Origin of the sequence: Rhizobium sp. NPDC090275 (assembly GCF_044772225.1) — a bacterium.
GTDB lineage: Bacteria > Pseudomonadota > Alphaproteobacteria > Rhizobiales > Rhizobiaceae > Rhizobium.
In genome coordinates, this window is record NZ_JBIVYL010000002.1 from 214,889 (window position 1) to 238,611 (window position 23,723).

Here is a 23,723-nt window from a genome sequence, read left to right on the forward strand (position 1 = left end):
AATATGGGCAGGACAATCGCAATTCTGATCGCAAGGCTGATCTTCGCCGGCGTGTTCATCATGGCGCTGAGCTTCAAGTTCATGGATATCACGGCCACGGCCGGTTACATCGCCAGCGCCGGCTTTCCATTCCCGCTCTTTCTTGCCTGGATCGCGGCCTTCTTCGAACTGGGGCTGGCGCTCGCTTTCCTGACCGGCATCTTCTTTTCACCGGCCGCCCTGCTGGCGGGGATCTATGTGATCTTTCTCGCCGTGTCATTCCACGGACCCGGGCGCTGGGCCGGCAATCAGGCGGAGTTCGGCTTCTTCATCGACCACTTCACCTTCCTGGCCGGTCTGCTCTTCGCGGCGGTCCACGGCCCCGGCGAGGCGCTGGTCGTCAGGACCGGTCAAGCCCGCCGGCCGTCTGCCCTAGCGCAGTAGGCCGTCGAGAGCGGGCATGCCGAGGAAGGCCGAGGCGCCGATCAGCCCGTAGCAGATGATCCGGAAGGTGCTCTCCTTGGCGAAGCCGAAAAGCTTGGAGCCGAGAAACAGGCCGATCGTATAGCTCGGCAGGATGACCAGCGTCAGCGCGAACACTGTATCGACGAACAGCCCGCCGGCGTAATAGCTGGCGACGCTGAAGCAGGTGGAGATCGCGAAATAGATGATGATGTTGGAGCGGACCTTGGTGAATTCCGTCTTTCCGCCCAGCCAGTAGGCGACGACGGGCGGCCCGCCGAGTTGGGCGGCACCACTGAACAATCCCGCCACCAGCCCGACCGCAGCACTCAGATAGGAATGCGGCTCCCCATGATAGCGCCAGCCCGAGACCAATAGCGCAAGCAGCAGCAGCGCGATGACGGTGATCGACCAGCGCAAGAGCAGCGGGTCCATCAGCGTCAGCACGGCGGTTCCGGCGGGAACGCCGAGCATCGCACCCGCAGCCATGGTGAAGACCTCGCGCCGGTTCGCCCGCTTCCACGCGGGCGGGATCATCCCCAGTGTTGCCAGCCCGTCGATGACGAGCAGTACCGGCGAGATCAGCTTCGGCCCGATGATGGCACCGCCGAGCGGAATGAAGATCAGCGCCGCCCCAAATCCGGAAAAGCCGCGGGCAAGCCCGGCAATGCAGGCTATGGCGATCAGCGTATAAAGTCCATGATCCGGCAGCGCGGCGGAAAGCCACGCCCCGATATCGGCCATGCTACCGGAAAACGACATGAACGTCCGACCTCGCTCAGGAGGCCAGCATCAGGTCCATGTTCTGCACGGCGGCACCCGAGGCACCCTTGCCGAGGTTGTCGAGCAGGGCGACGAGATTGACCTGCGAACCACCAGGCGTGCCGAAGACGAAGAGCTTCATCGTGTCCTTGCCAGCGAGCTCGACGGCATCGACGCGCGCCATCTTGCTGCTGTCTGCGAGCGGCACGACCGTGACGATATCCTGGCCGGCATAGTGCGCGGTCAGCGCCGCGTGAATGCTTTCCAGCGTCGTGCCTGCGGCCAGCATGTCGAGATGCAGCGGAACCTGCACGATCATCCCCTGCGCGAACTTGCCGACCGATGGCGCGAAGATCGGCGCGCGGTCGAGCAGGCCGTGGATCTTCATCTCAGGCACATGCTTGTGCGTCAGCGTCAAGCCATAGAGGAAGTGCGGCGCGCTTATCGCGTCGTCGCGGCTCTGGTCTTCCATCTGCGCGATCATCTGCTTGCCGCCGCCGGTATAGCCGGAGACAGCGTTGACGGTGACAGGATAGCCGTCCGAAAGAATGCCGGCGGCCCGCAGCGGTCGCATCAGGCCGATGGCGCCGGTCGGATAGCAGCCGGGATTGGCGACGAAGCGCGCCGAACTGATCTTGCCAGCCTGCTCCTTGTCCATCTCCGCGAAGCCATAGGCCCACGAAGGGTCGACGCGGTAGGCGGTCGAGGTGTCGATAACGCGGACATTGTTGTTGGCCGAGACCATCTGCACGGCTTCCTTCGATGCGTCGTCGGGCAGGCAGAGAATGGCGATATCGGCGCTATTGAGCATATCCTCGCGGATCGCGGCATTGCGGCGCTCCGCCTCCGGAATGGACAGAAGCTCGACATCGCGGCGGCCGGCCATGCGCGTGCGGATCTGCAGGCCCGTCGTGCCGTGTTCGCCATCGATGAAGATCTTCGGTGCCATTGTCTTGCTCACACTTTCAATAGTTTAGAAAGAAGTCCGGAATCATTTTGGAAGATGGATGAGTCAGCCGTGTGACGCTGTCGCGCGTCGTTCGGCGTGCAGCCCCAGCATATACATCGCGACCGTCGCCCCCGCAATGGCGGTGATGTCGGCATGGTCGTAGGCGGGAGACACCTCGACCACGTCGGCGCCGCGGATATCGAGCTGGTGCAGCCGCTGCAGCACGGAGAGGATCTTGGCGCTGGACGGGCCGCCCGAAACCGGCGTGCCGGTGCCGGGCGCATAGGCCGGATCCAGGCAGTCGATATCGAAGGTCAGATAGCTGGGCGCGCCCTTGGTGTGCGAGATGATCGTCGAGGCGATCTCGGAGGCACTCATCTCCTCGACCTGATGGCCGTACAGAATGCTGATGCCGAAATCGTCGGGCGCATGCGTGCGGATGCCGATCTGGATCGAACGATCGGGATCGATGATGCCGTCGCGGACCGCGCGCGCCACGAAGGAGCCATGGTCGATCCGCTTGCTGTCGTCGAACCACGTATCCTGATGCGCGTCGAACTGCACCAACGCCAGTGGGCCATGCTTGGCCGCATGCGCCTTGAGGATCGGCCATGTCACATAGTGGTCGCCGCCCAGCGTCAACATGAAGGCGCCAGCATCAACGATCGTCTTCGCCTGCCGCTCGATCGCTTCAGGCGTCTCATGGTGATTGCCGTAATCCAGCAGGCAATCGCCGTAGTCGATCACGGCCATCTCGGCAAAGAGATCGCGATTGAAGGGATATTGCGGATCATTGTCGAAAATCGCCGAAGCCCGCCGGATCGCTTGCGGCCCGAAACGCGTACCCGGCCGATTGGAGGTCGCGGCATCGAAGGGAACACCCCAGACCACTACATCCGCGCCCGTCAGATCCTTGGTGAAGCGCCGGCGCATGAAGGACAGGGCACCCGCAAACGTCGGGTCCGTTGCCGCCGAAGTGAGGCTCGTTGCCGTGAAAGCATGATCGATCGACTTGTTGGCCAAGTGAATACTCCTTCTCGCCTGTTCGAAGAGGTATGCGATTTGAATATCGATTCAACAATTCCCAAAACGAAAAAAGGCCGGGTTTGCACCCGACCTTTCCACATTCCGAAGTCCGAAGCGATTAACGCTTGGAGAACTGGAACGAACGGCGGGCCTTGGCCTTACCGTACTTCTTACGCTCGACGACGCGGCTGTCGCGGGTCAGGAAGCCACCCTTCTTCAGAACCGAGCGTAGGCCTGGTTCGAAGTAGGTGAGTGCCTTGGAGACGCCGTGACGAACGGCACCGGCCTGGCCGGAAAGGCCGCCGCCGGCAACCGTTGCGATGATGTCGAACTGGCCGTCACGGGCAGCAGCGACGATCGGCTGACGCAGAATCATCTGCAGAACCGGACGTGCGAAGTATTCCGTGAATTCCTTGCCGTTGATGACGATCTTGCCGGAGCCCGGCTTGACCCATACACGAGCAACAGCGTTCTTGCGCTTGCCGGTCGCGTAGGAGCGGCCAAGCGAATCGACCTTACGGACGTGTGCCGGAGCCGAAGCTTCGGTAGCCGTGCCGAGATCCTTCAGGGAGGAGAGGTCAGCCATTCTTAGGCGCTCCTTACGTTCTTCTTGTTCAGCGAGGCGACGTCGAGAGCGACAGGCTGCTGAGCTTCATGAGGATGGTTGGAACCAGCGTAAACGCGCAGGTTCTTCATCTGGCGACGACCGAGCGGGCCACGCGGAACCATGCGCTCGACCGCCTTTTCAAGAACGCGCTCCGGGAAGCGGCCTTCCATGATCTGGCGAGCGGTACGCTCCTTGATGCCGCCGGCGAAACCCGTGTGCCAGTAGTAAACCTTGTCGGAATACTTCTTGCCGGTGAATACGACCTTGTCGGCATTGATGACGATGACATTGTCGCCGTCGTCAACGTGAGGAGTGAAGGTAGCCTTGTGCTTGCCGCGCAGACGCATGGCGATAACAGAAGCGAGACGACCAACGACAAGCCCTTCGGCGTCGATGATGACCCACTTCTTCTCTACCTCTGCAGGCTTCTGGGAGAAGGTTGCCATAGTAGTTACTCTCTTTTGATCCCTTGGCCCGAAGGCGAAAGGGCGTTTCTTGTTGCTTGATTTGGGAGCCCTGGGGCGCACCAAAAAGAAAGCAGCCGGAAAGGGCTGCGTTCTGGCGGTGTGTATAGAGGTTGAGGCCGATAGCGTCAATATTGCCGCGGGCTGCGGCCGCAAAAACAAATAAATGAAATCAATGCGTTAGGTATGTGGTATTTTGATACCGCAATTTTCAGCGCCGCGATGGCAGCGCTTTGGCGCCAACGGCATCGCTTCTCCTCGAAATGACTGGCCTTTTATGGCAGGACTGATAGCACGAAATCGACATGCAGGGAGTTTCATCATGGCCGAAGTTCTATCGTTCCGCACCGATGCCAGCAAATCCAGCGGTTCGCTCGTGCTGCGCCAGCTTTCCGATGGCGTGCTGCGGCTGACCCTGAACAATCCTCCCGTCAATCACCTGTCGCTCGCCATGATGGAGACGTTGATGGGCGAGCTGCAGAATGCGGCCGAAGACGACGACGTGCGCGTCGTGATCATCGCATCGACGGGCGATGTCTTCTCGGCCGGCCAGGATCTCAAGGAGTTGACCGAGCATCGCGCCGATGCCGATGATGGCGAGGCCTTCTTCGAGGAGACCTTCGCGCTCGCGGCCGATCTGATGCTGGAGATCACCAAGCTGCCGAAGCCCGTCATCGCCGAGATCGACGGCCTTGCGACTGCCGCCGGATGCCAGCTCGTCGCTTCGTGCGATCTCGCGATCTGCACCGATACGGCGACCTTCTGCACGCCGGGCGTCAATATCGGCCTCTTCTGCGCGACGCCGATGGTGGCGCTGACGCGCTCCGCCCATCGCAAGCAGGCGATGGAGATGCTTTTGACTGGCGAGACGATCGACGCGTCCACCGCCAAGGATTTCGGTCTCGTCAACCGCATCGTGCCGAAACAATATCTGCAGCAGGTCGTCACCAAATACGCGTCGGTGATTGCAAGCAAATCGCCCATGGCGCTCCAGATCGGCAAGGAAGCCTTCTATCGACAGGTCGAAATGCCGGTCGAGGAGGCCTATGGCTATGCCGCCGAAGTCATGGTCGACAGCATGATGACAGAGGATGCGGAAGAGGGGATCGGAGCATTCCTGGAAAACCGGATGCCGGATTGGACGCGGGACTGAACCCGGCGGAGCTCGGAGCCGTCTACGCCAGCTTCAGCAATAGCCCGCCGAGCGCGATGATCGCGCCGGCGAGATAGCGCCAGGGGCTGGCTTTCTCTTTCAGGAATACGACGGAGATGATGAGCGCGAAGAGGATCGACGTCTCGCGCAGCGCGGCGACGGTGGCGACGGGCGCCTTGGTCATGGCCCAGAGCGCCAGCCCATAGGAGGCGATCGATCCGGTGCCGCCGATCAATCCGCGCCACCAATTCACCTTCACATGCATCGCAACCGCGTAGGCGCCGCGCCGTGAGATCGCCCAGCTGAGCAGCAGCACTGGCGGCAACAGCGACATCCACAGCGTATAGGAGATCGCATTGCCGGATATTCGCGCCCCGATGCCGTCGACATAGGTGTAGGTGGCGATGACCACGGCATTGGCAAGGGCCAGACGAATGGCGTGGCCGCTGCCGCGCTTGGCCTCGAAGGCGAGCGTCAGGATGCCGGCGCAGATCGTGATCGTGCCGATCAGCGCGCCGCCCGACAGGCTCTCGCCAAGAACAAAGCCGCTCGTCGCCGCCACCAGCAGCGGCGCGCACCCACGCATCAGCGGATAGACGAGGCCGATGTCGCCGGCTCGATAGGCGCCTGCGACCAGCTGGAAATAGGCGAACTGCAAAATCGCCGAAGCGCCGATATAGGGCAGGGCCTCGATAGAGGGAAACGGCAGGAACGGGAGGAACGGCAGGGCCGCGATCGCTCCACCCGCCGAGATCAGGCTGGCGTCCAGCGCCTTGTCCGTCCCGGCCTTGATCAAGGCGTTCCATGTCGCATGAAGAAGCGCGCCGAACAGGACCAGCAGGATGACGGTGAGGGACAAAAGAACTACCTGATGGTGTGGCGAAAAGACGGGACAAAGCTTGTTACGCCGTCATCAGGAAAATGCAACAGCGGCCATTGAGACGAAGCTATGCAGTTCCCTCTCTGCTTAATCGATTATGCAACCTTCGGACGATCATATCGCCAAGCGGTCGTTGCGATACGTACGCCAGAAGTTTCAAACATTTTTTCCTCATTCAACTATGAGGTGTTTCTAAAATGGCAATGAACAAATGAGGACATAAACGGGATATACAGTGAACATCGATCGCAGTGCGTGCATTAACCCGGATGGGTGATGTAAATAGATCACAAAAAGCCACGCGGGGGCGAGGGCGGCCTGTCAAAATTGGTGGGTTTTATGCCCGTCCGATGGGCAGTCGCTCAACCGAAATTTCGGGTCTCAGAGCGAATAGTCAGGAATGAACAGCATCCCGTCCAGGTTGTCGATATTCTGACAGTTCAGGACCCGGCATTTCGGGTTGTCCTTGGTTGGAACTGTCGTCCATTCGGCATATTCGTTGGCGTCGCACATCCGGCTGTTGCGCACATATCTGTCGTAGAGCGTCATGCCGCGAACGCGCGTGGAGGGATAGCGCAAGATGACCGCTCCCTCGTTGTGGATGGCGGCGCGCGCACGATCGCAGCTTATCGTCTGCGAATTATAGCGCGATATCGCGAGCGCCGGCGTGGCGGCGAGCAGCGCGGCGGCGAACACAAGCACTTTTCTCACGGCGATCTCCTCCTTCGGCATCCAGCGTACCTATTATATATAGGAAACGCTTTAGCGCTGTCATTGAGTTGGAGACAAGGAAAGATGGATCACGATCACTATAGCGACGAATACATCGTCGATATCCTCCGGTCGGTGAAGACGATCGCGCTCACCGGCGCGTCGCCCAATCCCGCAAGGCCGAGCAATGGCGTCATGGGCTACCTTCTGTCGCGCGGCTACGAGGTCGTGCCCGTCAATCCCGGCCAGGTCGGCAAGCGCATCCAGGGGCAGGAGGTCTTCGGCCACCTCGCTGACGTGCCTGTTACGGTCGACATGGTCGACGTCTTCCGGGCCTCGAACTACCTGTCGGAGGTGGTGGACGAGGCGCTGGCGATGAACCCGCGACCGAAAGTGATCTGGGCGCAACTCGGCGTGCGCGACGATGCCGCTGCCGCCAAAGCCGAGACAGCCGGTATCAAGGTTGTCATGGACCGCTGCCCGGCAATCGAGTACCCACGCCTCATCGGCTGAGAAGGGCAAATTTTTCGCCAAACGCGTCTCGGTTGAAACGGATGGCGATTAACTTTTGCCGATCGTCCGCTATGCTCCGCCCAGCGAAGTTAAAGCAGCAAAGTCAAATCAGAACGGGAGGACTTCATGACCGCGAATGATCCGGGTTTCAATACGTTGGCCGTCCATGCAGGCGCAAAGCCCGATCCGGCGACCGGCGCCCGCGCCACGCCGATCTACCAGACGACGGCTTACGTCTTCAACGATGCCGATCATGCGGCGGCACTCTTCGGCCTGCAGGAATTCGGCAATATCTACACCCGCATCATGAACCCCACCCAGGCGGTGCTCGAAGAGCGTGTCGCAGCGCTTGAGGGCGGCACGGCAGCGCTCGCCGTCGCCTCTGGTCATGCCGCGCAGATGATCGTCTTCCACACGCTGCTGCGCCCAGGCGAAAATTTCGTTGCCGCCAAGCGGCTCTATGGCGGCTCCATCAATCAGTTCGGCCATGCCTTCGATAACTTCGGCTGGCAGGTGCGCTGGGGTGATTCCGCTGATCCGGCGAGTTTCGAAAGCCAGATTGATGAAAACACCCGGGCGATCTTCATCGAAAGCCTCGCCAATCCCGGCGGCACCTTTGTCGATATCGCGGCAATCGCCGATGTCGCCCACAAGCACGGCCTGCCTCTGATCGTCGACAACACCATGGCGAGCCCCTATCTCATCCGCCCGATCGAACACGGCGCCGATGTCGTCGTGCATTCGCTGACCAAGTTCCTCGGCGGCCACGGCAATTCCATGGGCGGCATCATCGTCGATGGCGGCACCTTCGACTGGTCGAAATCCGGCAACTATCCGATGCTCTCGAGCCCAAGGCCCGAGTATAACGGCGTCGTCCTGCATTCGACCTTCGGCAACTTCGCCTTCGCCATCGCCTGCCGCGTTCTCGGCCTGCGCGATCTTGGCCCGGCGATCTCGCCCTTCAACGCCTTCCTGATCCTGACCGGCATCGAGACGCTGCCGCTGCGCATGCAGCGCCACAGCGAAAACGCCGCGACGGTGGCCAAATGGCTGAAGGCGCACAGCAAGATCGCCTGGGTCAATTACGCTGGCCTGGAGGACGATCCGAACCACGCGCTGCAGCAGCGCTATTCGCCAAAGGGGGCGGGCTCCGTCTTCACCTTCGGCGTCAAGGGCGGCTACGAAGCCGGCAAGTCGCTGGTCGAAGGCCTGCAGCTCTTCTCTCACCTTGCCAATATCGGCGACACCCGCTCGCTGGTCATCCACCCGGCCTCGACGACCCACCGCCAGCTGACCGACGAGCAAAAGACCGCCGCCGGCGCCGGCCCGGACGTCGTGCGCCTGTCGATCGGCATCGAGGACGTCAAGGACATCATCGCCGATCTCGAACAGTCGCTGGCGAAGGTGTGAGGCGCAATGGCAAAGCAGCTCAAGCTCGATATTGCCGGCGTCGAACCTGAAGTCGGCGCCCCGGCGGAGGATCGGTTGATCGCTGGCGATCCGCAGTTTCGGACATGGAACCTGGAGGAGGCCGATGGCGGTCTCTATGCGGGCATCTGGGAGGCAACGCCGGGCAAGTGGCGCATCGTTTATGATGAGTGGGAATATTTCAACGTATTGTCAGGCCATTCGGTCGTCACCGAAGACGATGGCGAGCCCGTCCATCTGCGCGCCGGCGACCGGATGATCCTGAGACCCGGCTTCAAGGGAACGTGGGAAGTCATTGAAACGACTCGCAAGGACTACGTCATCAGGCTCTGATGGCGCTGTCCCTGCGCAGGGACATCCTTGCTGCGCTCTTCAATCCTGATCCTGTCGGGCCCCGGAAAATGCCGCGGCAAAGCCTGGCGATGCGATGAGATCCATCGTTCGCCGGAGGTTTTCGGAGGCTTCTTTTCCGAAGGCCGCGTCGAAACGCGCCTGTGCCTCGCGCCACAGGCCGTTCGTGTTGCTCCACAATCGATTGCCCTTCTCGGTCAGCCGCACCCGCTTGACGCGGCGGTCGTGCTCGTCGGCCACAAGCTCAACCAGCCCATCGCGCTGCAGCGGCTTCAGCGTGTGGCCGAGCGCGGAGAGATCCATCACCATCGCCTCCGCAAGTAGCTTCAGCGGCGTTTCGCGGCCAAGCTTGATCTGCGTCAGCAGCGTGTACTGCGTGATCTTCAAGCCGCTCGGCGCCAGCAGGTCTTCATAAAGCTGGCCCAATTGCCGTGAGGCGCGCTTGAGCGCGCTGTTGCTGCAATAATTCCATGCCCCGTCAGGGGTGTTGCTCTCTGCCATCGCATGTTCTCCATCGGTGATGTCTTCCGATTGGTGGCGGTCCGTCAACCGCTAAACGACACATCTTTTTCAGCGCCTCTTGCGCACGCCGATCCGTCGCCTAAATATAGTGGCATATACCAGTAAATTTCAACGCGCCCCGTGAGACCAAGCAGGGCGGGTTCAAACAAAGAAGGAATGCCGCAATGTCCACCGCTTCTCTCGGAACCGCACTCGTCACCGGCGCCTCGTCCGGCATCGGCGCCACCTATGCCGATCGCCTTGCCAAGCGCGGCCATGATCTCGTTCTCGTCGCCCGCGATGCCGCGCGCCTGCAGGCGCTGGCCGACAGGTTGATTGGAGAGACCGGCGTGAAAGTGAGCGCGCTGCCGGCCGACCTTACCGATCGCGCCGACGTGCGTGTTGTCGAGAAACGCCTGCGCGAGGACGCTGATATCAGCCTGCTCGTCAACAATGCCGGCATCGGCCCCAAGGGCACGCTGGTGGAGGATGACATCGATTATCTTGAAACGATGATCGAGCTGAACGTCGTTGCCGCCAACCGGCTGGCCGTTGCCGCCGCGCAGGCGTTTGCGGCGCGGGGCAGGGGTGCGATTATCAACATCGCATCGGTGGTCGCCTATATCCCGGAGCGTTTCAACGGGACCTACAGCGCCACCAAGGCTTTCGTTCTCAACCTCACCCAGGCCATCCATTCGGAAGTCGCGGAAAGGGGCGTCAAGGTTCAGGCGGTCATGCCCGGCCTGACCCGCACGGAAATCTTCGAGCGCGTGGGCCGCTCCTTCGACCAGATGCCGCCATCGATGGTCATGGACGTGAACGACATGGTGGACGCGGCGCTTGCGGGCTTCGATCAGGGCGAACTTGTCACCATCCCGTCCTTGCCTGATAGCGCCGATCTCGACGCCGCAACGGCAGCACGATTTGCGCTCGGTCCCAACCTCTCGCACAACAAGCCGGCAGCGCGCTATGGCGTAACGGCGGGCTAGCTTCGCTCGTCGCTCGGCGCGAAGTCGGCACGCACGATGCCGTGGCGCTGCAGCTTGTCGTAGAAGGTCTTTCGCGGGATGCCGAGTTCCGCGATCGTCCTGCGTACATCGCCGTCATTGGCGTCGAGCACGTCGCGGATGATGCTCGCCTCGTAGCGGTCCAGCCGGTCGGGCAGGGGCAGGCCTTCGCCGAGATCGGCAGGCTTCGCCTCGGACGCGCTGCCGGCGAACTGCTCGACCCCAAGCACGAAGCGCTCGGCGAAATGCGAGAGTTCACGGACGTTGCCGGGCCAGTCGTGGCCCTGCAGATGCCGGTGCACGGCGGACGACGCGACCGGCATGTCGCGCTTGAACCGCTTCGCCGCGCGCTCGGCGAAATAGCCGAAGAGCAGCGGAATGTCGTCGCGTCGTTCCCTGAGCGGCGGGATGGAGATCGTCACCACATTCAGCCGGTAATAGAGATCCTCGCGGAACTCGCCGCGCTGCCGGGGATCGCCGAGATCGACCTTGGCGGCTGCGACCACACGCAGGTCGACCGGCCGCACCTCGTTGGTTCCGAGCGGCGTCACCTCGCGCATTTCAAGCACGCGCAGCATCTGCACCTGCGTCGACGGCGCCATGCTCTCAATCTCGTCGAGAAACAGCGTGCCGCCGCTGGCATGCTCGATGCGCCCGACACGCTTCTTCTGCGCACCGGTGAACGCGCCCGGCTCGTGGCCGAACAGCTCGCTCTCGATCACGGTCTCCGGCAGGGCGCCGCAGTTGAGCGCCACGAAGTTCCCGGCCTTGCGCCGCCCCCACTGGTGCAACAGGCTGGCCACGACTTCCTTGCCGCTGCCGGTCTCGCCGGTCACCAGCACGTCGACATCGGTATTGGCGATTTGCCGCAGCGTATGACGCAGCCGCTCCATCGCCGGCGTCTGGCCGATCAGCGGCAGGTCGTCGCGCACCTGCTCGCTCGCCTTGCGCAAGGCACGGTTCTCCAGCACCAGACGCCGCTTCTCCACGGCCCGTCGCACGCTCTGCACCAGCCGGTCGGCGGGGAAGGGCTTGCTGATGAAATCATACACACCCTTCTGGATCGCCTTCACCGCCATCGGAATGTCGCCGTGACCGGTGACCAGGATGACGGGAAGGTCTTGGTCCTGCCGCTGCACGCGGTCGAATAGCTGCAGGCCGTCCATCTGCGGCATGCGGATATCGGAGACGATGATCCCCGGAAAATCCGGCGTCAGCGCCGCCAGCGCATCGACCGCCGAGGAGAAGGCCGAAACGGTAAAGCCCGCCAGTTCCAGCGTCTGCTTGGTGGCGCGCAGAAGCTCCTTGTCGTCGTCGACGAGGAAGATGGATGCGGCGTCTGTCATGGCTTTGCTCTCACGAGATGCACGATGAAGCTGGTTCCCTGGTCGCTGCTGGAGACCTCGATGCGTCCGCCGTAATCGGCGACGATGTCCTTCGAGATCACCAGGCCAAGGCCGAGGCCCTTCTCCTTGGAGGTGTTGAAGGGTGTAAACAGCGAGGCGAGAATGGCGGCGGGTATTCCCGGGCCGTTGTCGGCGACGATCACCTCGACGTCCTCATCCGTCGCGACGGCGGAGATTTCCACCCGCGCGTCGCTACGCCCCTCCAGCGCTTCCAGCGCGTTCTGAAACAGGTTGATCAGGATCTGCTCAAGCCGAACCCTGTTGCCGAGAACCTGCAGCCCCGGCGGCGGCAGCTTGATGCTGAGCGCCTGCAATTGTCCGGCAAAGCGGCTCTTGAGCAGCACCACAGCGCCCTCGATCACATCGCGCAACTCCACCGGCTCCGGCGCCGTCCGACCTTTGCGCGCAAAGGCCTTCAACTCATCGGTGATCGAACCGATCCGCTCGGTGAGATCAGCTATGGCGCCGAGGTTCTCCTTCACCGGCTCGGCCTGCTCGCGGTCTAGGAAGACGCGGGCATTATCAGCATAGGCGCGGATGGTCGCTACCGGCTGGTTGATCTCATGTGCGACGCCGGCCGCGACCTGGCCGAGAATGGCAAGCCGGTTTGCCTGGACAAGCTCCTGTTGCACGACCTGCAGCCTGGATTCGGTGTTCCTGTGGTCGGCGATCTCTTCCTGCAGACGGTCGCGCGCGCGGCTCAGATCCTCGGTGCGGGCGACGACGCGTCGCTCGAGCTCCTCTCGCATCGACAATTCGACCGCGATGCGCATCGCTGCACTTTGCCGGCGTCTAAGCAGGAACGCCGCGACCGCGAGGATGGGCACGAGCACGGCGAGCGACAGCAACCGCATCTCCCGCACGGAAGAGGCAACGGCGGCCTCCGTCGGCACCAGATACTCCAGCCGCCATGGCGTCGTCGGCACAGTAGCATAGAGGCGCAGATATTCGGCCGGGCCGCTGCCGGGAAGGATCGCGGAAACCAGCGATGTCTTGGGGTCGATGATATCGGGCCTGACGACCGGCAGCGGCGTCAGCGGCGCGTCGCCGAATTGCAGGCTCTCGCGGATGGCGGCGAGCTCCTGCTGTGGCACGGGCACAGCCGTCATGAAGCGCCATGAGGGGATGCTGGTGATCAGCACCACGCCATGCTCGTCGGTCACGTAGACCGGCCGGCGCGTGTCGCGCCAGTCGGTCTCGAGCTGGTCGAATTCGAGCTTCACCACCACGACCCCGAGCGGCGCGTCGGCGCTGCCGACCCGGCGGGAGATGTAGAGGCCTGGGCGCTTGCTGACGCTGCCGAGCGCGAAATGCTCCGCCGTTCCCTGCTGCATCGCCCGCTTGAAATAGTCGCGGAACGTATAGTCGTTGCCGACGAAGCTGATCGGCTCGCGCCAGTTGCTGGACGCGATGGCGAGACCGTCGGTGCCGATGACATAGAGGACCGCGGCCTGCGTGCCCGTCACCAGCCGTTCCAGCTTGCGGTTCAATATGTCGATATCGGTGACGCTGGTGGAGGAGAGCGCATTCAGGACCTGCTGGTCCTCGGCGAGCAGCAATGGCAGGGCGCGGGGACGCTCCAGCACGGCCGTCAGCAGCGCCACCTTCAGGCTGGCATCAGTCTGGCTCTGGGCCGCGAGCGCGTTGATCGACGAACTGCGCCCGTAAAGTGCCGCGCCGATCAAGGCTGCGACAAGCAAGGCGGCCGAGAACGCGACGAAGAGGATCCAGCCGCGTCGCGTCCTGCGATCGACGTCGTCAATGGTCTCAAATCCCTGAATGCTCGGCGTATTTGGCATGGGGTAAAATGTGCGGATTTTCGCACATTCGTCAAATGAAATTGTGCGATAATTCGCGCAAACCAGATCCGGCGGCGTTTCGGGCCGGAAGAAAAGTCTTTTGAATCATGGCGATATTGCGGCGCGTGGAAACTGGCACGGTCATTGCAAAGTAGCTGCGAATAGCCGGAAGGCTGTTGATTGAAACGCAGTTGCCCCGGGAGGCCGGTCAGGTTGGGGGCTTTATGGAGGACACTATGGGTGTTGCAATTCCAGCCGCCGAGCCGCGGACCAAGATGCCGTTCTATCGGCATCTCTATTTCCAGGTCGTCGTCGCCATCATCGCCGGCATGCTGATCGGCCATTTCTGGCCGGACTTCGGCGCCAGCCTGAAGCCGCTCGGCGATGCCTTCATCCGCCTCGTCAAGATGATCATCGCACCGGTCATCTTCCTCACGGTCGCCACCGGCATTGCCGGCATGTCGGACCTGAAGAAGGTCGGCCGCGTCGCCGGCAAGGCGATGCTCTATTTCATCGTCTTCTCGACGCTGGCGCTGATCGTCGGTCTCATCGTCGGCAACTTGCTGCATCCGGGCTCCGGCATGAACATCGATCCGGCCACGCTCGATGGCAAGGCGGTCTCGACCTACGCCACCAAGGCGCACGAAACGACGATCACCGGCTTCCTGATGAACATCATCCCGGAAACCATCGTCGGCGCATTCGCCCAGGGCGACATCCTGCAGGTGCTGTTCTTCTCGGTCCTGTTCGGCATCGCGCTCGGCATGGTCGGCGAAAAGGGCAAGCCGGTCACGGATTTTCTGACCGCGCTCACTGCCCCGGTTTTCCGCCTCGTCGCCATCCTGATGAAGGCTGCCCCGATCGGTGCGTTCGGCGCCATGGCGTTCACCATCGGCAAGTACGGTATCGGCTCGGTCGCCAATCTCGCCTACCTCATCCTCACCTTCTACATTACTGCGCTTCTCTTCGTGCTGGTCGTGCTGGGTGCGGTTGCGAAGTATAACGGCTTCTCGATCCTGTCGCTGATCCGCTACATCAAGGAAGAACTGCTGCTCGTCCTTGGCACGTCCTCGTCTGAAGCAGCTCTGCCGGGTCTGATGCAGAAGATGGAACGCGCCGGCTGCAAGCGCTCGGTCGTCGGCCTGGTCATCCCGACCGGCTATTCGTTCAATCTCGACGGCACCAACATCTACATGACGCTGGCAGCGCTCTTCATCGCCCAGGCAACCGGAATCGATCTGTCGCTCGGCGACCAGATCTTGCTGCTCCTCGTTGCGATGCTGTCGTCCAAGGGTGCCGCAGGCATCACCGGCGCCGGCTTCATCACGCTGGCCGCGACCCTGTCGGTCGTGCCTTCGGTGCCGGTCGCCGGCATGGCGCTGATCCTCGGTATCGACCGCTTCATGTCGGAATGCCGCGCTCTGACCAACCTAGTCGGCAACGCTGTCGCCACCGTGGTGGTCGCCCGCTGGGAAAATGAACTCGACCAGGAAAAGTTCGCCGCCGCCATGGCCGGCCAGCTTCCGGAAGAGCTCGACCAGCCGGTTCCCGGCCTGCAGGCCGCCGAATAAGGCAAACGAACCAAAGAACAGCCTGCCTTTAACAGGCAGCTGTGCCTCCCAAGGCGGATGGCCGCGCTCCCGAAAGGGAGCGCGGTCGTTTTATTTAGTCGGCCAGCTGAGGTCGAGCCGGTCGAGCCCGTGGAAATGGTAGACGTCCTTTACTTCGGGCGTTTTAGCGAGCTTCAGGCCGGGCAAGCGCTCGAACAGGATCGGCAAGACCACGTTGAGCTCCAGCCGCGCCAGCGGCGCGCCGATGCAGAAGTGAATGCCGGCGCCGAAGGAGAGGTTGGCCGCCTCGCGGCGATCCGGCTTGAAGGTCAGCGGATCGGTGAATTTCAGCGGGTCGAGGTTGGCGGCAGCCAGGATCAGGCTCACCTTGTCGCCGCGCTTGAACGATATGCCGTCGATTTCGGCCGGCTCCAGCGCCCAGCGCTGGAAGATGTGAACCGGCGCGCAGATGCGCAGCGATTCCTCGACGGTCCGCTCGGTCGTTTCCTCGTCCTTGAACAGTTCTGAAGGCGCAAAGCCGCTGTCGAGGATCATCCGCACTGAGTTGCCGATCTGATGCACGGTCGCCTCATGCCCGGCATTCAAAAGCACGATCGTCGTCGAGACGAGTTCGTCCTCGGTCAGATACTGGCCCTTGTGCTCGGTGTGAATCATGTGCGTCAAGAGATCGTCGCGCGGATTGGCGCGGCGCTCGGCGATCACGGTCTTCACGTAGTCTGCGAATTCCTTCGCAGCCTTCTCCGCGCCATCCTCGTCGGCGCGGGTGCGGCCGAAGAGATACATGCGGATATAGGCGTGCGACCACTTGAGGAGCTGCGGCCCCATCTCCTCGGGGATGCCGATCATCCGCGCGATCATCGTGACCGGGATGATGTCAGCGAAGGCCGAAAGCAGCTCGACCTCGCCCTTGTGCTGGAACTGGTCGATCAGCCGGTTGGCGAGTTCCTCGAGCTCCGGCTTCATCTTCTCGACATGGCGCGAGACGAAAGCGCGGTTGACGAGCGTGCGCAGGCGCGTGTGCTCCGGCGGCTCGAGCTCAAGCAAGGAGTAGCGTTCGGCAAGGTCGAAATTGACGACGTGCTGGTCGGGTTCGGGAAGCCCCAGTTCTTCGCGGCTGGCGATATGCAGGATCTGCCGGCCGAAGCGACGGTCGCGCAAAAGCGCGTTCACATGGTCATATGAGGTGAAGAACCACTGCTTCTGCTCTTCCCAGTAAAATGTGGGACAGTGGGTATGCAATGCCGCATATGCGGCATTGGGATTGCTGTAGAACAAGGGGCTGCGTGCATCGATGGAGACGCGGCGCGCGGCAGGGTCAATGGACATGTAAGGCAATGTGATCATGCCCGAGGCTTAGCGGATTTGCCCAATCTCGGGAAGAGAGGACAACCTCTGGGCACAACCTATTGTCAGCGTCCGAGTGAACCTACGCGACGCAGCGCATGGATCTGGTCGTCGAGCGTCGGCACGAGCTCGCCCGTGGTGTGATCCGGCTTTTCTTCCGGCGGCGGGGGTGCTGCCGCCTCGGCCTCGCCGAAGGTGACGGTACAGTTGCGGCCCGCGGCCTTGGCGGCGTAGAGCGCGCGGTCGGCTGCCGATACCAGCTTGTCCATATTGGCCTCGATGGGCGAGGCAAGGGCAACGCCAATGCTGACGGTGGCCGGAATGATGGCATCGCCGGTGCTGACGGGAACGCGGCAGAACTCGGTGCGTATCGTTTCGGCCAGCGCTTCGGCCTCCGTCTGGTCGGCGACGCTTGCGAACGCGCCGAATTCCTCGCCGCCCATGCGGCCGAACACGCCTGCGGGGGTGAACTGCTGCGCCATGCGGGCGAAGACCGTCAGCACGGCATCGCCGCCCTGGTGGCCGAAGCGATCGTTGATGCGCTTGAAATTGTCGAGATCGAACAGAAGAACGGCGATCTGCCGGTTCTCGTCGAACGCCTTCGTCTGGATGCGCGTGAACTGCGCAAACAGGCCGCGGCGATTAAGAACACCTGTCAGCGTGTCGGTGAGGCTGAGAATACGCAATTTCTGCTCCGAGCGCTCCATGATGAGCCGAACCGTCAGCGCGCAGGCAAGCGTCAGCATGAGCGCCGTACCCATGGCCGCGAGCCCCGCGATGTTGGCTGCTTCCATATCACCCGGCGATAGCACGGCGATCGCGCCGGCGGCGATAAAACAGACGCAGGCCTGCAGAATGAACATGACTGCGAGCTTGGCGCGAGCCGATTCCCGGTTGAGGCCGGGCGAGCTGACCGCCATGGTCAGCGCCGTCGCGCCCGTTGCCGAGGCGAGATTGTAGAGGGCGACCCGGTTCGGATAGTCGTCGTGCACCCAGGGCAGGAACACGCCGGCCAGCCAGACGACCGGCGGCAACAGTACCCACCATTCGATCTTGCGCCGGTCAAGCGCGAGATATCCCGCGACCCAGGCGCTCTGGCCAACAAGCGCGATGGTATTGCCCACCTCGATCGACAGGTAGCTCGGAACGTGGCCGCGCAACGCGACCAGTGCAAATCCGATGCCGCTGAGTGCAAAGCCCCAGCCCCAATAGAAATAAGTTTTATCTCGGACATTGTGGCGCCAGGCAATGAACGCGACCAGCGCGAGCGTCATAGCCTCGGAGCACCAAATGGCCAGTCCTGTCGTAACATTGAACACGGCAATACCCCTTGTATGGCCGCATCCTCGCTAAATAAGCTGGCGACTTTGTTAATCGCGGACCGGCAGCCCACGGGCCTTGTCCGTTATCTGGCGATAGGCTTTCCACGAGGTAAATGACCGGCGTCCCATACTGGACGAATTCAGCATTTCTTCATCTTGCTGAAGAGAAAAGCTGTGAGCCGGGAGTATGGCCCTCCGCTGTTAATGACGGTTTTGAAGAATCTCCCTACAGAGGGCCCATGAAAACAGGCATGGTTTCCCACCGTCTTAACGTTATCCCAAGGCGCGTCTTGAAGAGAAGGGTAGGGAAGTTCTATGTAGGGATAAGGCATTTTCTTTGATTCCCGGCGTCGGGCCGGAAAGACGTTGACAAAGGACGCACATGAGAAACCCAGTCGATACCGCTATGGCCCTCGTGCCGATGGTTGTGGAACAGACCAATCGCGGTGAACGCTCCTACGACATTTATTCGCGCCTGCTCAAGGAACGCATCATTTTCCTGACGGGTCCGGTCGAGGATCACATGGCGACGCTTGTCTGCGCCCAGCTGCTTTTCCTCGAAGCCGAGAACCCCAAGAAGGAAATCGCGCTCTACATCAATTCGCCGGGTGGCGTCGTCACTGCCGGCATGGCGATCTACGATACGATGCAGTTCATCAAGCCTGCCGTTTCGACGCTGTGCATCGGCCAGGCCGCGTCCATGGGCTCGCTGCTTCTCGCAGCCGGCGACAAGGACATGCGCTTCGCCACGCCGAACTCGCGCATCATGGTTCACCAGCCGTCGGGCGGCTTCTCGGGCCAGGCTTCGGACATCGAGCGTCACGCACGCGACATTCTCAAGATGAAGCGCCGCCTGAACGAAGTGTACGTCAAGCACACGGGCCGGACCTACGAGGAAGTTGAAAAGACGCTCGACCGTGACCATTTCATGGATGCGGCGGAAGCCAAGGACTGGGGCGTGATCGACAAGGTCCTCACGTCTCGTGTCGAGATCGAAGGCGCTGCGCCTAGTCAGAACTAGGGATGGTGTTTTCCCCGCCACAGTTCTATCTCATTTGTGATCGAACTAGGGAATAAACCGAGTGGCGGGTGAACCATTCTCAAGTATTAATGCTATGTTGAATTTTTATGACATAGCATTTGGCTTCGAGGGGAGTTCGTTGCCGCCGGGGCCAAGACGGCCTAGTCTGGACCCGGTTCGTACCCCTTGACGGCCTTGGCCGGCTGTAGCTCCAAGTGGGGCAGGCCAATGAGTTGACCGCACTTTCACCTTGAAATGCGGCGTGCTGGAAGGAAAGTGATATGAGCAAAGTCAGCGGCAGCAACGGCGGCGACTCTAAGAACACCCTGTACTGCTCCTTCTGCGGAAAGAGCCAGCACGAAGTCCGCAAGTTGATTGCCGGACCGACAGTTTTCATCTGCGATGAATGCGTCGAATTGTGCATGGACATCATCCGCGAGGAAAACAAGTCCTCGATGGTCAAGTCCCGTGATGGCGTTCCCACGCCCCAGGACATCATCAAGGTCCTCGACGAATACGTCATCGGCCAGCGTCAGGCGAAGAAGATCCTGTCCGTTGCCGTTCACAACCATTACAAGCGTCTCGCGCACGCCACCAAGAACGGCGAAATCGAGCTTGCGAAGTCGAACATCATGCTGGTCGGTCCGACCGGTTGCGGCAAGACCTATCTTGCCCAGACGCTCGCCCGCATCATCGACGTTCCCTTCACGATGGCCGATGCCACGACGCTGACCGAAGCCGGCTATGTCGGTGAAGACGTCGAAAACATCATCCTGAAGCTTCTGCAGGCTGCCGACTACAACGTCGAGCGCGCGCAGCGCGGCATCGTCTACATCGACGAAGTCGACAAGATCTCGCGCAAGTCCGACAACCCGTCGATCACCCGCGACGTGTCGGGCGAAGGCGTGCAGCAGGCGCTTCTGAAGATCATGGAAGGCACGGTCGCTTCCGTACCGCCGCAGGGCGGCCGCAAGCATCCGCAGCAGGAATTCCTGCAGGTCGACACCACGAACATCCTGTTCATCTGCGGTGGCGCCTTTGCCGGTCTCGACAAGATCATCTCGGCCCGTGGCGAAAAGACCTCGATCGGCTTCGGCGCAAGCGTTGCCGCTCCGGATGATCGTCGCGTCGGCGAAGTTCTGCGCGAACTGGAGCCGGAAGATCTCGTCAAGTTCGGCCTGATCCCCGAGTTCATCGGTCGTCTGCCGGTTCTGGCGACGCTCGAGGACCTGGATGAGGACGCACTGATCCAGATCCTGTCTGAGCCGAAGAACGCGCTCGTCAAGCAGTATCAGCGCCTGTTCGAAATGGAAGACGTCGAACTGACCTTCCACGAGGACGCCCTTCGCGAAATCGCCCGCAAGGCGATCACCCGCAAGACCGGCGCCCGCGGCCTTCGTTCGATCATGGAAAAGATCCTGCTCGACACGATGTTCGAACTGCCGACGCTCGAAGGCGTGCGCGAAGTCGTCATTTCCGACGAAGTCGTCCGCGGCTCCTCGCGTCCGCTCTACATCTACGCGGATCGCCAGGAAGAAAAGGCCAACGCCTCGGCCTAAGTATCAGCGCGATACGAACCGTGAATTTAAGGGGCTTGCCGTTGGCAGGCCCCTTTCTATTTGAAAAACCGTTCGCGGCACCTCCAAATGCCGATAAAACTTGCTGATGACGCCTGAAACCACGTTCGTTGCCGTTGCGAATTCATCCGCCCTTGGCAATTATGCAATGATTCCGTTGGTGTGTTTCGGCGTTGTATTTTAGCCGGTTCGGAAATGGTCAGCGCCGGTCCAGCTAGGCGCGACATAGTGAGGTGTTCCGTTGTAGCATAGCTGTCATGTCCAAGCGGACACGGGCCATGTGGCAGCTTGAAAAGCATAGTCAGAACCTCCACTTGTTAATGCAAGTGAGAGTGCGGCCGGTCCCAAACGGTCGCGCCAGAAGAGCCCGGCAACGGGACGATGGAAAGGAAATAAAATGACGAAGAAAACGTCAGTTGCGAGCACCGCTTATCCAGTATTGCCCCTGCGCGACATCGTGGTCTTTCCGCACATGATCGTACCTCTCTTCGTAGGCCGCGAGAAATCGATCCGCGCGCTCGAAGAAGTCATGGGCTCGGACAAGCAGATCATGCTCGTCACGCAGATCAATGCCAGCGACGATGATCCCGAGCCGTCCGCCATCCACAATGTCGGCACCGTCGCCAATGTTCTGCAGCTGCTGAAGCTTCCAGACGGAACCGTCAAGGTTCTCGTCGAAGGCCGCGCGCGCGCTGAAATCGACGCCTACACCGACCGCGAGGATTTCTATGAAGCCCTCGGTCACGTGCTCGAAGAGCCGCACGACGATCCGGTCGAACTGGAAGCGCTGAGCCGCTCGGTCGTGTCCGAATTCGAGAGCTACGTGAAGCTCAACAAGAAGATCTCGCCCGAGGTCGTTGGCGCCGCCAGTCAGATCGATGATTACTCGAAGCTGGCCGATACGGTTGCCTCGCACCTGTCGATCAAGATCACCGAGAAGCAGGAGATGCTGGAAACCACCAGCGTCAAGGCACGCCTCGAAAAGGCGCTCGGCTTCATGGAAGGTGAGATCTCGGTCCTTCAGGTCGAGAAGCGCATCCGCTCGCGCGTCAAGCGCCAGATGGAGAAGACCCAGCGCGAATACTACCTGAATGAGCAGATGAAGGCGATCCAGAAGGAGCTCGGCGACGGCGAAGAAGGCCGCGACGAGATGGCCGAACTGGAAGAGCGCATCTCCAAGACCAAGCTCTCCAAGGAAGGTCGCGAGAAGGCCGATGCCGAGCTGAAGAAGCTGCGTCAGATGAGCCCGATGTCGGCGGAAGCCACCGTCGTGCGCAACTATCTCGATTGGCTGCTCGGTATTCCGTGGTCGAAGAAGTCGAAGATCAAGACGGATCTCAACAACGCCGAAAAGATCCTCGAAGCCGATCACTTCGGTCTCGACAAGGTCAAGGAGCGCATCGTCGAGTATCTGGCTGTCCAGGCCCGTGCGACCAAGATCAAGGGTCCGATCCTGTGCCTCGTCGGCCCTCCGGGTGTCGGCAAGACCTCGCTCGCCCAGTCGATCGCCAAGGCGACCGGCCGTGAGTATGTCCGCATGGCGCTCGGCGGCGTTCGTGATGAAGCTGAAATCCGCGGTCACCGCCGCACCTACATCGGCTCGATGCCCGGCAAGGTCATCCAGTCGATGAAGAAGGCGAAGAAGTCCAACCCGCTCTTCCTGCTCGATGAAATCGACAAGATGGGCCAGGACTTCCGCGGCGATCCGTCTTCGGCTCTGCTCGAAGTGCTCGATCCGGCACAGAACTCGACCTTCATGGACCACTATCTTGAGGTCGAATACGATCTGTCGGACGTGATGTTCATCACGACGGCGAACACGCTGAATATCCCTGCGCCCTTGATGGACCGCATGGAAGTCATCCGTATCGCCGGCTACACCGAGGACGAAAAGCGCGAGATCGCCAAGCGGCACCTGCTGCCCAAGGCCATCAAGGAACACGCTCTGCAGCCGAACGAATTCTCGGTTTCGGACGATGCCCTGATGGCGATCAGCCAGCAGTACACACGCGAAGCCGGTGTCCGTTCGTTCGAGCGTGAACTGATGAAGCTCGCCCGCAAGGCGGTCACCGAGATCATCAAGGGTAAGACGAAATCGGTCGCGGTTACCGCCGAGAACATTTCGGACTACCTGGGTGTTCCGCGCTTCCGTCACGGCGAAGCCGAGGGCGAGGATCAGGTCGGTGTCGTCACCGGTCTGGCCTGGACCGAGGTTGGTGGTGAACTGCTGACGATCGAAGGCGTCATGATGCCGGGCAAGGGTCGCATGACCGTCACCGGCAACCTGAAGGACGTCATGAAGGAATCGATTTCCGCGGCGGCGTCCTACGTCCGCTCGCGTGCTGTCGATTTTGGCATCGAGCCGCCGCGCTTCGACAAGTCGGACATCCACGTCCACGTGCCGGAAGGCGCCACGCCGAAGGACGGCCCATCGGCCGGCGTCGGCATGGCAACCGCGATCGTCTCGATCATGACCGGCATCCCGGTGCGTAAGGACGTGGCGATGACGGGCGAAATCACGCTTCGTGGTCGCGTCCTTCCGATCGGCGGATTGAAGGAAAAGCTGCTCGCCGCACTGCGCGGCGGCATCAAGACTGTTCTGATCCCGGAAGAAAACGCCAAGGACCTGGCGGAGATTCCGGATAACGTGAAGAACAATATGGAGATCATCCCTGTGTCCCGTATGGGCGAGGTGATCAAGCATGCTCTGGTCCGCAGACCGGAGGCGATCGAGTGGGATGGCACGGTGGAAACGCCTGTTATCGCAACGGTCGAAGGGCACGACGAAAGCGGCACTTCCATCGCTCATTGAGCCTTGTTTGCCACATTCGTGCCCTATTGCTTAAAAACCCTGAAAAGGCTGGCATTTTTGCCAGCCTTTTTTTGTGAA

General features: G+C 61.3%; 22 protein-coding genes. 10 read left to right on the forward strand and 12 right to left on the reverse strand.

Features of this window, described 5'->3' with window-relative positions; all coding sequences use genetic code 11:
- Positions 1 to 3: 3 nt before the first annotated feature.
- The gene (locus ACIQUB_RS05270) at positions 4 to 423 is read left to right on the forward strand and encodes a DoxX family protein (RefSeq protein ID WP_113238543.1); all 420 of its coding nucleotides are present in this window, start codon (positions 4 to 6) and stop codon (positions 421 to 423) included.
- Here the strand turns inward: ACIQUB_RS05270 and ACIQUB_RS05275 are convergent.
- The 5 genes from ACIQUB_RS05275 to rplM form a co-directional block, all read right to left on the reverse strand.
- The gene (locus ACIQUB_RS05275) at positions 412 to 1,203 is read right to left on the reverse strand and encodes a sulfite exporter TauE/SafE family protein (protein ID WP_111561270.1); all 792 of its coding nucleotides are present in this window, start codon (positions 1,201 to 1,203) and stop codon (positions 412 to 414) included. The genes ACIQUB_RS05270 and ACIQUB_RS05275 overlap by 12 nt on opposite strands.
- 16 nt (positions 1,204 to 1,219) lie before the next feature.
- Positions 1,220 to 2,152, reverse strand: a complete 933-nt coding sequence (gene argC / locus ACIQUB_RS05280; protein WP_018900242.1) for an N-acetyl-gamma-glutamyl-phosphate reductase — start codon at positions 2,150 to 2,152, stop codon at positions 1,220 to 1,222.
- A 63-nt stretch (positions 2,153 to 2,215) separates the two neighbouring features.
- On the reverse strand, positions 2,216 to 3,175 hold the full coding sequence (gene speB / locus ACIQUB_RS05285; RefSeq protein WP_402928814.1) for an agmatinase: 960 nt from the start codon (positions 3,173 to 3,175) through the stop codon (positions 2,216 to 2,218).
- A 121-nt stretch (positions 3,176 to 3,296) separates the two neighbouring features.
- A complete protein-coding gene (rpsI, locus tag ACIQUB_RS05290) occupies positions 3,297 to 3,764 on the reverse strand; it encodes a 30S ribosomal protein S9 (RefSeq protein WP_037177440.1) in 468 nt (155 codons plus the stop codon).
- Between the two features lie 2 nt (positions 3,765 to 3,766).
- Positions 3,767 to 4,231: a 50S ribosomal protein L13 gene (gene rplM / locus ACIQUB_RS05295; RefSeq protein ID WP_018900238.1), complete on the reverse strand. Its 465-nt coding sequence runs from the start codon at positions 4,229 to 4,231 to the stop codon at positions 3,767 to 3,769.
- 340 nt (positions 4,232 to 4,571) lie between these two features.
- Here rplM and ACIQUB_RS05300 point away from each other — a divergent pair, with 340 nt between their 5' ends.
- Positions 4,572 to 5,402, forward strand: coding sequence for an enoyl-CoA hydratase (locus tag ACIQUB_RS05300; RefSeq protein WP_113238545.1), 831 nt, complete (start codon positions 4,572 to 4,574; stop codon positions 5,400 to 5,402).
- 22 nt (positions 5,403 to 5,424) lie between these two features.
- Here the strand turns inward: ACIQUB_RS05300 and ACIQUB_RS05305 are convergent, their stop codons facing one another.
- Together ACIQUB_RS05305 and ACIQUB_RS05310 are read right to left on the reverse strand one after the other, a co-directional pair.
- A complete protein-coding gene (locus tag ACIQUB_RS05305; RefSeq protein WP_113238546.1) occupies positions 5,425 to 6,261 on the reverse strand; it encodes a DMT family transporter in 837 nt (278 codons plus the stop codon).
- Positions 6,262 to 6,663: 402 nt separating this feature from the next.
- Positions 6,664 to 6,993, reverse strand: coding sequence for a hypothetical protein (locus tag ACIQUB_RS05310; RefSeq protein WP_113238570.1), 330 nt, complete (start codon positions 6,991 to 6,993; stop codon positions 6,664 to 6,666).
- An 84-nt stretch (positions 6,994 to 7,077) separates the two neighbouring features.
- Here ACIQUB_RS05310 and ACIQUB_RS05315 point away from each other — a divergent pair, with 84 nt between their 5' ends.
- The 3 genes from ACIQUB_RS05315 to ACIQUB_RS05325 all read left to right on the forward strand — a co-directional run bounded on the left by ACIQUB_RS05315 (position 7,078) and on the right by ACIQUB_RS05325 (position 9,267).
- On the forward strand, positions 7,078 to 7,506 hold the full coding sequence (locus tag ACIQUB_RS05315; protein ID WP_113238547.1) for a CoA-binding protein: 429 nt from the start codon (positions 7,078 to 7,080) through the stop codon (positions 7,504 to 7,506).
- 126 nt (positions 7,507 to 7,632) lie between these two features.
- On the forward strand, positions 7,633 to 8,916 hold the full coding sequence (locus tag ACIQUB_RS05320) for an O-acetylhomoserine aminocarboxypropyltransferase (protein WP_113238548.1): 1,284 nt from the start codon (positions 7,633 to 7,635) through the stop codon (positions 8,914 to 8,916).
- A 6-nt stretch (positions 8,917 to 8,922) separates the two neighbouring features.
- Complete coding sequence (locus ACIQUB_RS05325; protein ID WP_113238549.1) at positions 8,923 to 9,267, forward strand: cupin domain-containing protein; 345 nt, start codon at positions 8,923 to 8,925, stop codon at positions 9,265 to 9,267.
- 39 nt (positions 9,268 to 9,306) lie between these two features.
- Here the strand turns inward: ACIQUB_RS05325 and ACIQUB_RS05330 are convergent, their stop codons facing one another.
- Positions 9,307 to 9,786, reverse strand: a complete 480-nt coding sequence (locus ACIQUB_RS05330; RefSeq protein ID WP_162737559.1) for a MarR family winged helix-turn-helix transcriptional regulator — start codon at positions 9,784 to 9,786, stop codon at positions 9,307 to 9,309.
- Positions 9,787 to 9,971: 185 nt separating this feature from the next.
- Between ACIQUB_RS05330 and ACIQUB_RS05335 the strand changes: the two genes are divergently transcribed.
- Positions 9,972 to 10,775, forward strand: coding sequence for an SDR family oxidoreductase (locus ACIQUB_RS05335; protein WP_113238551.1), 804 nt, complete (start codon positions 9,972 to 9,974; stop codon positions 10,773 to 10,775).
- On the opposite strand, the gene ACIQUB_RS05340 is transcribed toward ACIQUB_RS05335, so the two are convergent.
- Positions 10,772 to 12,139 carry a sigma-54 dependent transcriptional regulator gene (locus ACIQUB_RS05340; protein ID WP_113238552.1) on the reverse strand — a complete coding sequence of 456 codons (1,368 nt, stop codon included), beginning with the start codon at positions 12,137 to 12,139 and terminating at the stop codon, positions 10,772 to 10,774. The genes ACIQUB_RS05335 and ACIQUB_RS05340 overlap by 4 nt on opposite strands.
- On the reverse strand, positions 12,136 to 13,998 hold the full coding sequence (locus ACIQUB_RS05345) for a sensor histidine kinase (RefSeq protein ID WP_113238553.1): 1,863 nt from the start codon (positions 13,996 to 13,998) through the stop codon (positions 12,136 to 12,138). Before ACIQUB_RS05345 ends, ACIQUB_RS05340 begins: the two co-directional genes overlap by 4 nt.
- Positions 13,999 to 14,234: 236 nt before the next feature.
- Between ACIQUB_RS05345 and ACIQUB_RS05350 the strand changes: the two genes are divergently transcribed.
- On the forward strand, positions 14,235 to 15,569 hold the full coding sequence (locus ACIQUB_RS05350; RefSeq protein WP_113238554.1) for a dicarboxylate/amino acid:cation symporter: 1,335 nt from the start codon (positions 14,235 to 14,237) through the stop codon (positions 15,567 to 15,569).
- A gap of 90 nt (positions 15,570 to 15,659) precedes the next feature.
- On the opposite strand, the gene ACIQUB_RS05355 is transcribed toward ACIQUB_RS05350, so the two are convergent.
- Both ACIQUB_RS05355 and ACIQUB_RS05360 read right to left on the reverse strand, forming a co-directional pair.
- Positions 15,660 to 16,913, reverse strand: a complete 1,254-nt coding sequence (locus ACIQUB_RS05355) for a cytochrome P450 (protein WP_402928820.1) — start codon at positions 16,911 to 16,913, stop codon at positions 15,660 to 15,662.
- Between the two features lie 65 nt (positions 16,914 to 16,978).
- Positions 16,979 to 18,232, reverse strand: coding sequence for a GGDEF domain-containing protein (locus ACIQUB_RS05360; RefSeq protein WP_402928821.1), 1,254 nt, complete (start codon positions 18,230 to 18,232; stop codon positions 16,979 to 16,981).
- A 385-nt stretch (positions 18,233 to 18,617) separates the two neighbouring features.
- Between ACIQUB_RS05360 and clpP the strand changes: the two genes are divergently transcribed.
- The 3 genes from clpP (at position 18,618) to lon (ending at position 23,645) form a co-directional block, all read left to right on the forward strand.
- Positions 18,618 to 19,256, forward strand: coding sequence for an ATP-dependent Clp endopeptidase proteolytic subunit ClpP (gene clpP / locus ACIQUB_RS05365; protein WP_026283311.1), 639 nt, complete (start codon positions 18,618 to 18,620; stop codon positions 19,254 to 19,256).
- Between the two features lie 281 nt (positions 19,257 to 19,537).
- On the forward strand, positions 19,538 to 20,815 hold the full coding sequence (gene clpX, locus ACIQUB_RS05370; RefSeq protein ID WP_018900222.1) for an ATP-dependent Clp protease ATP-binding subunit ClpX: 1,278 nt from the start codon (positions 19,538 to 19,540) through the stop codon (positions 20,813 to 20,815).
- Positions 20,816 to 21,230: 415 nt separating this feature from the next.
- Positions 21,231 to 23,645 carry an endopeptidase La gene (lon, locus tag ACIQUB_RS05375; RefSeq protein WP_018900221.1) on the forward strand — a complete coding sequence of 805 codons (2,415 nt, stop codon included), beginning with the start codon at positions 21,231 to 21,233 and terminating at the stop codon, positions 23,643 to 23,645.
- Positions 23,646 to 23,723 lie beyond the last annotated feature (78 nt).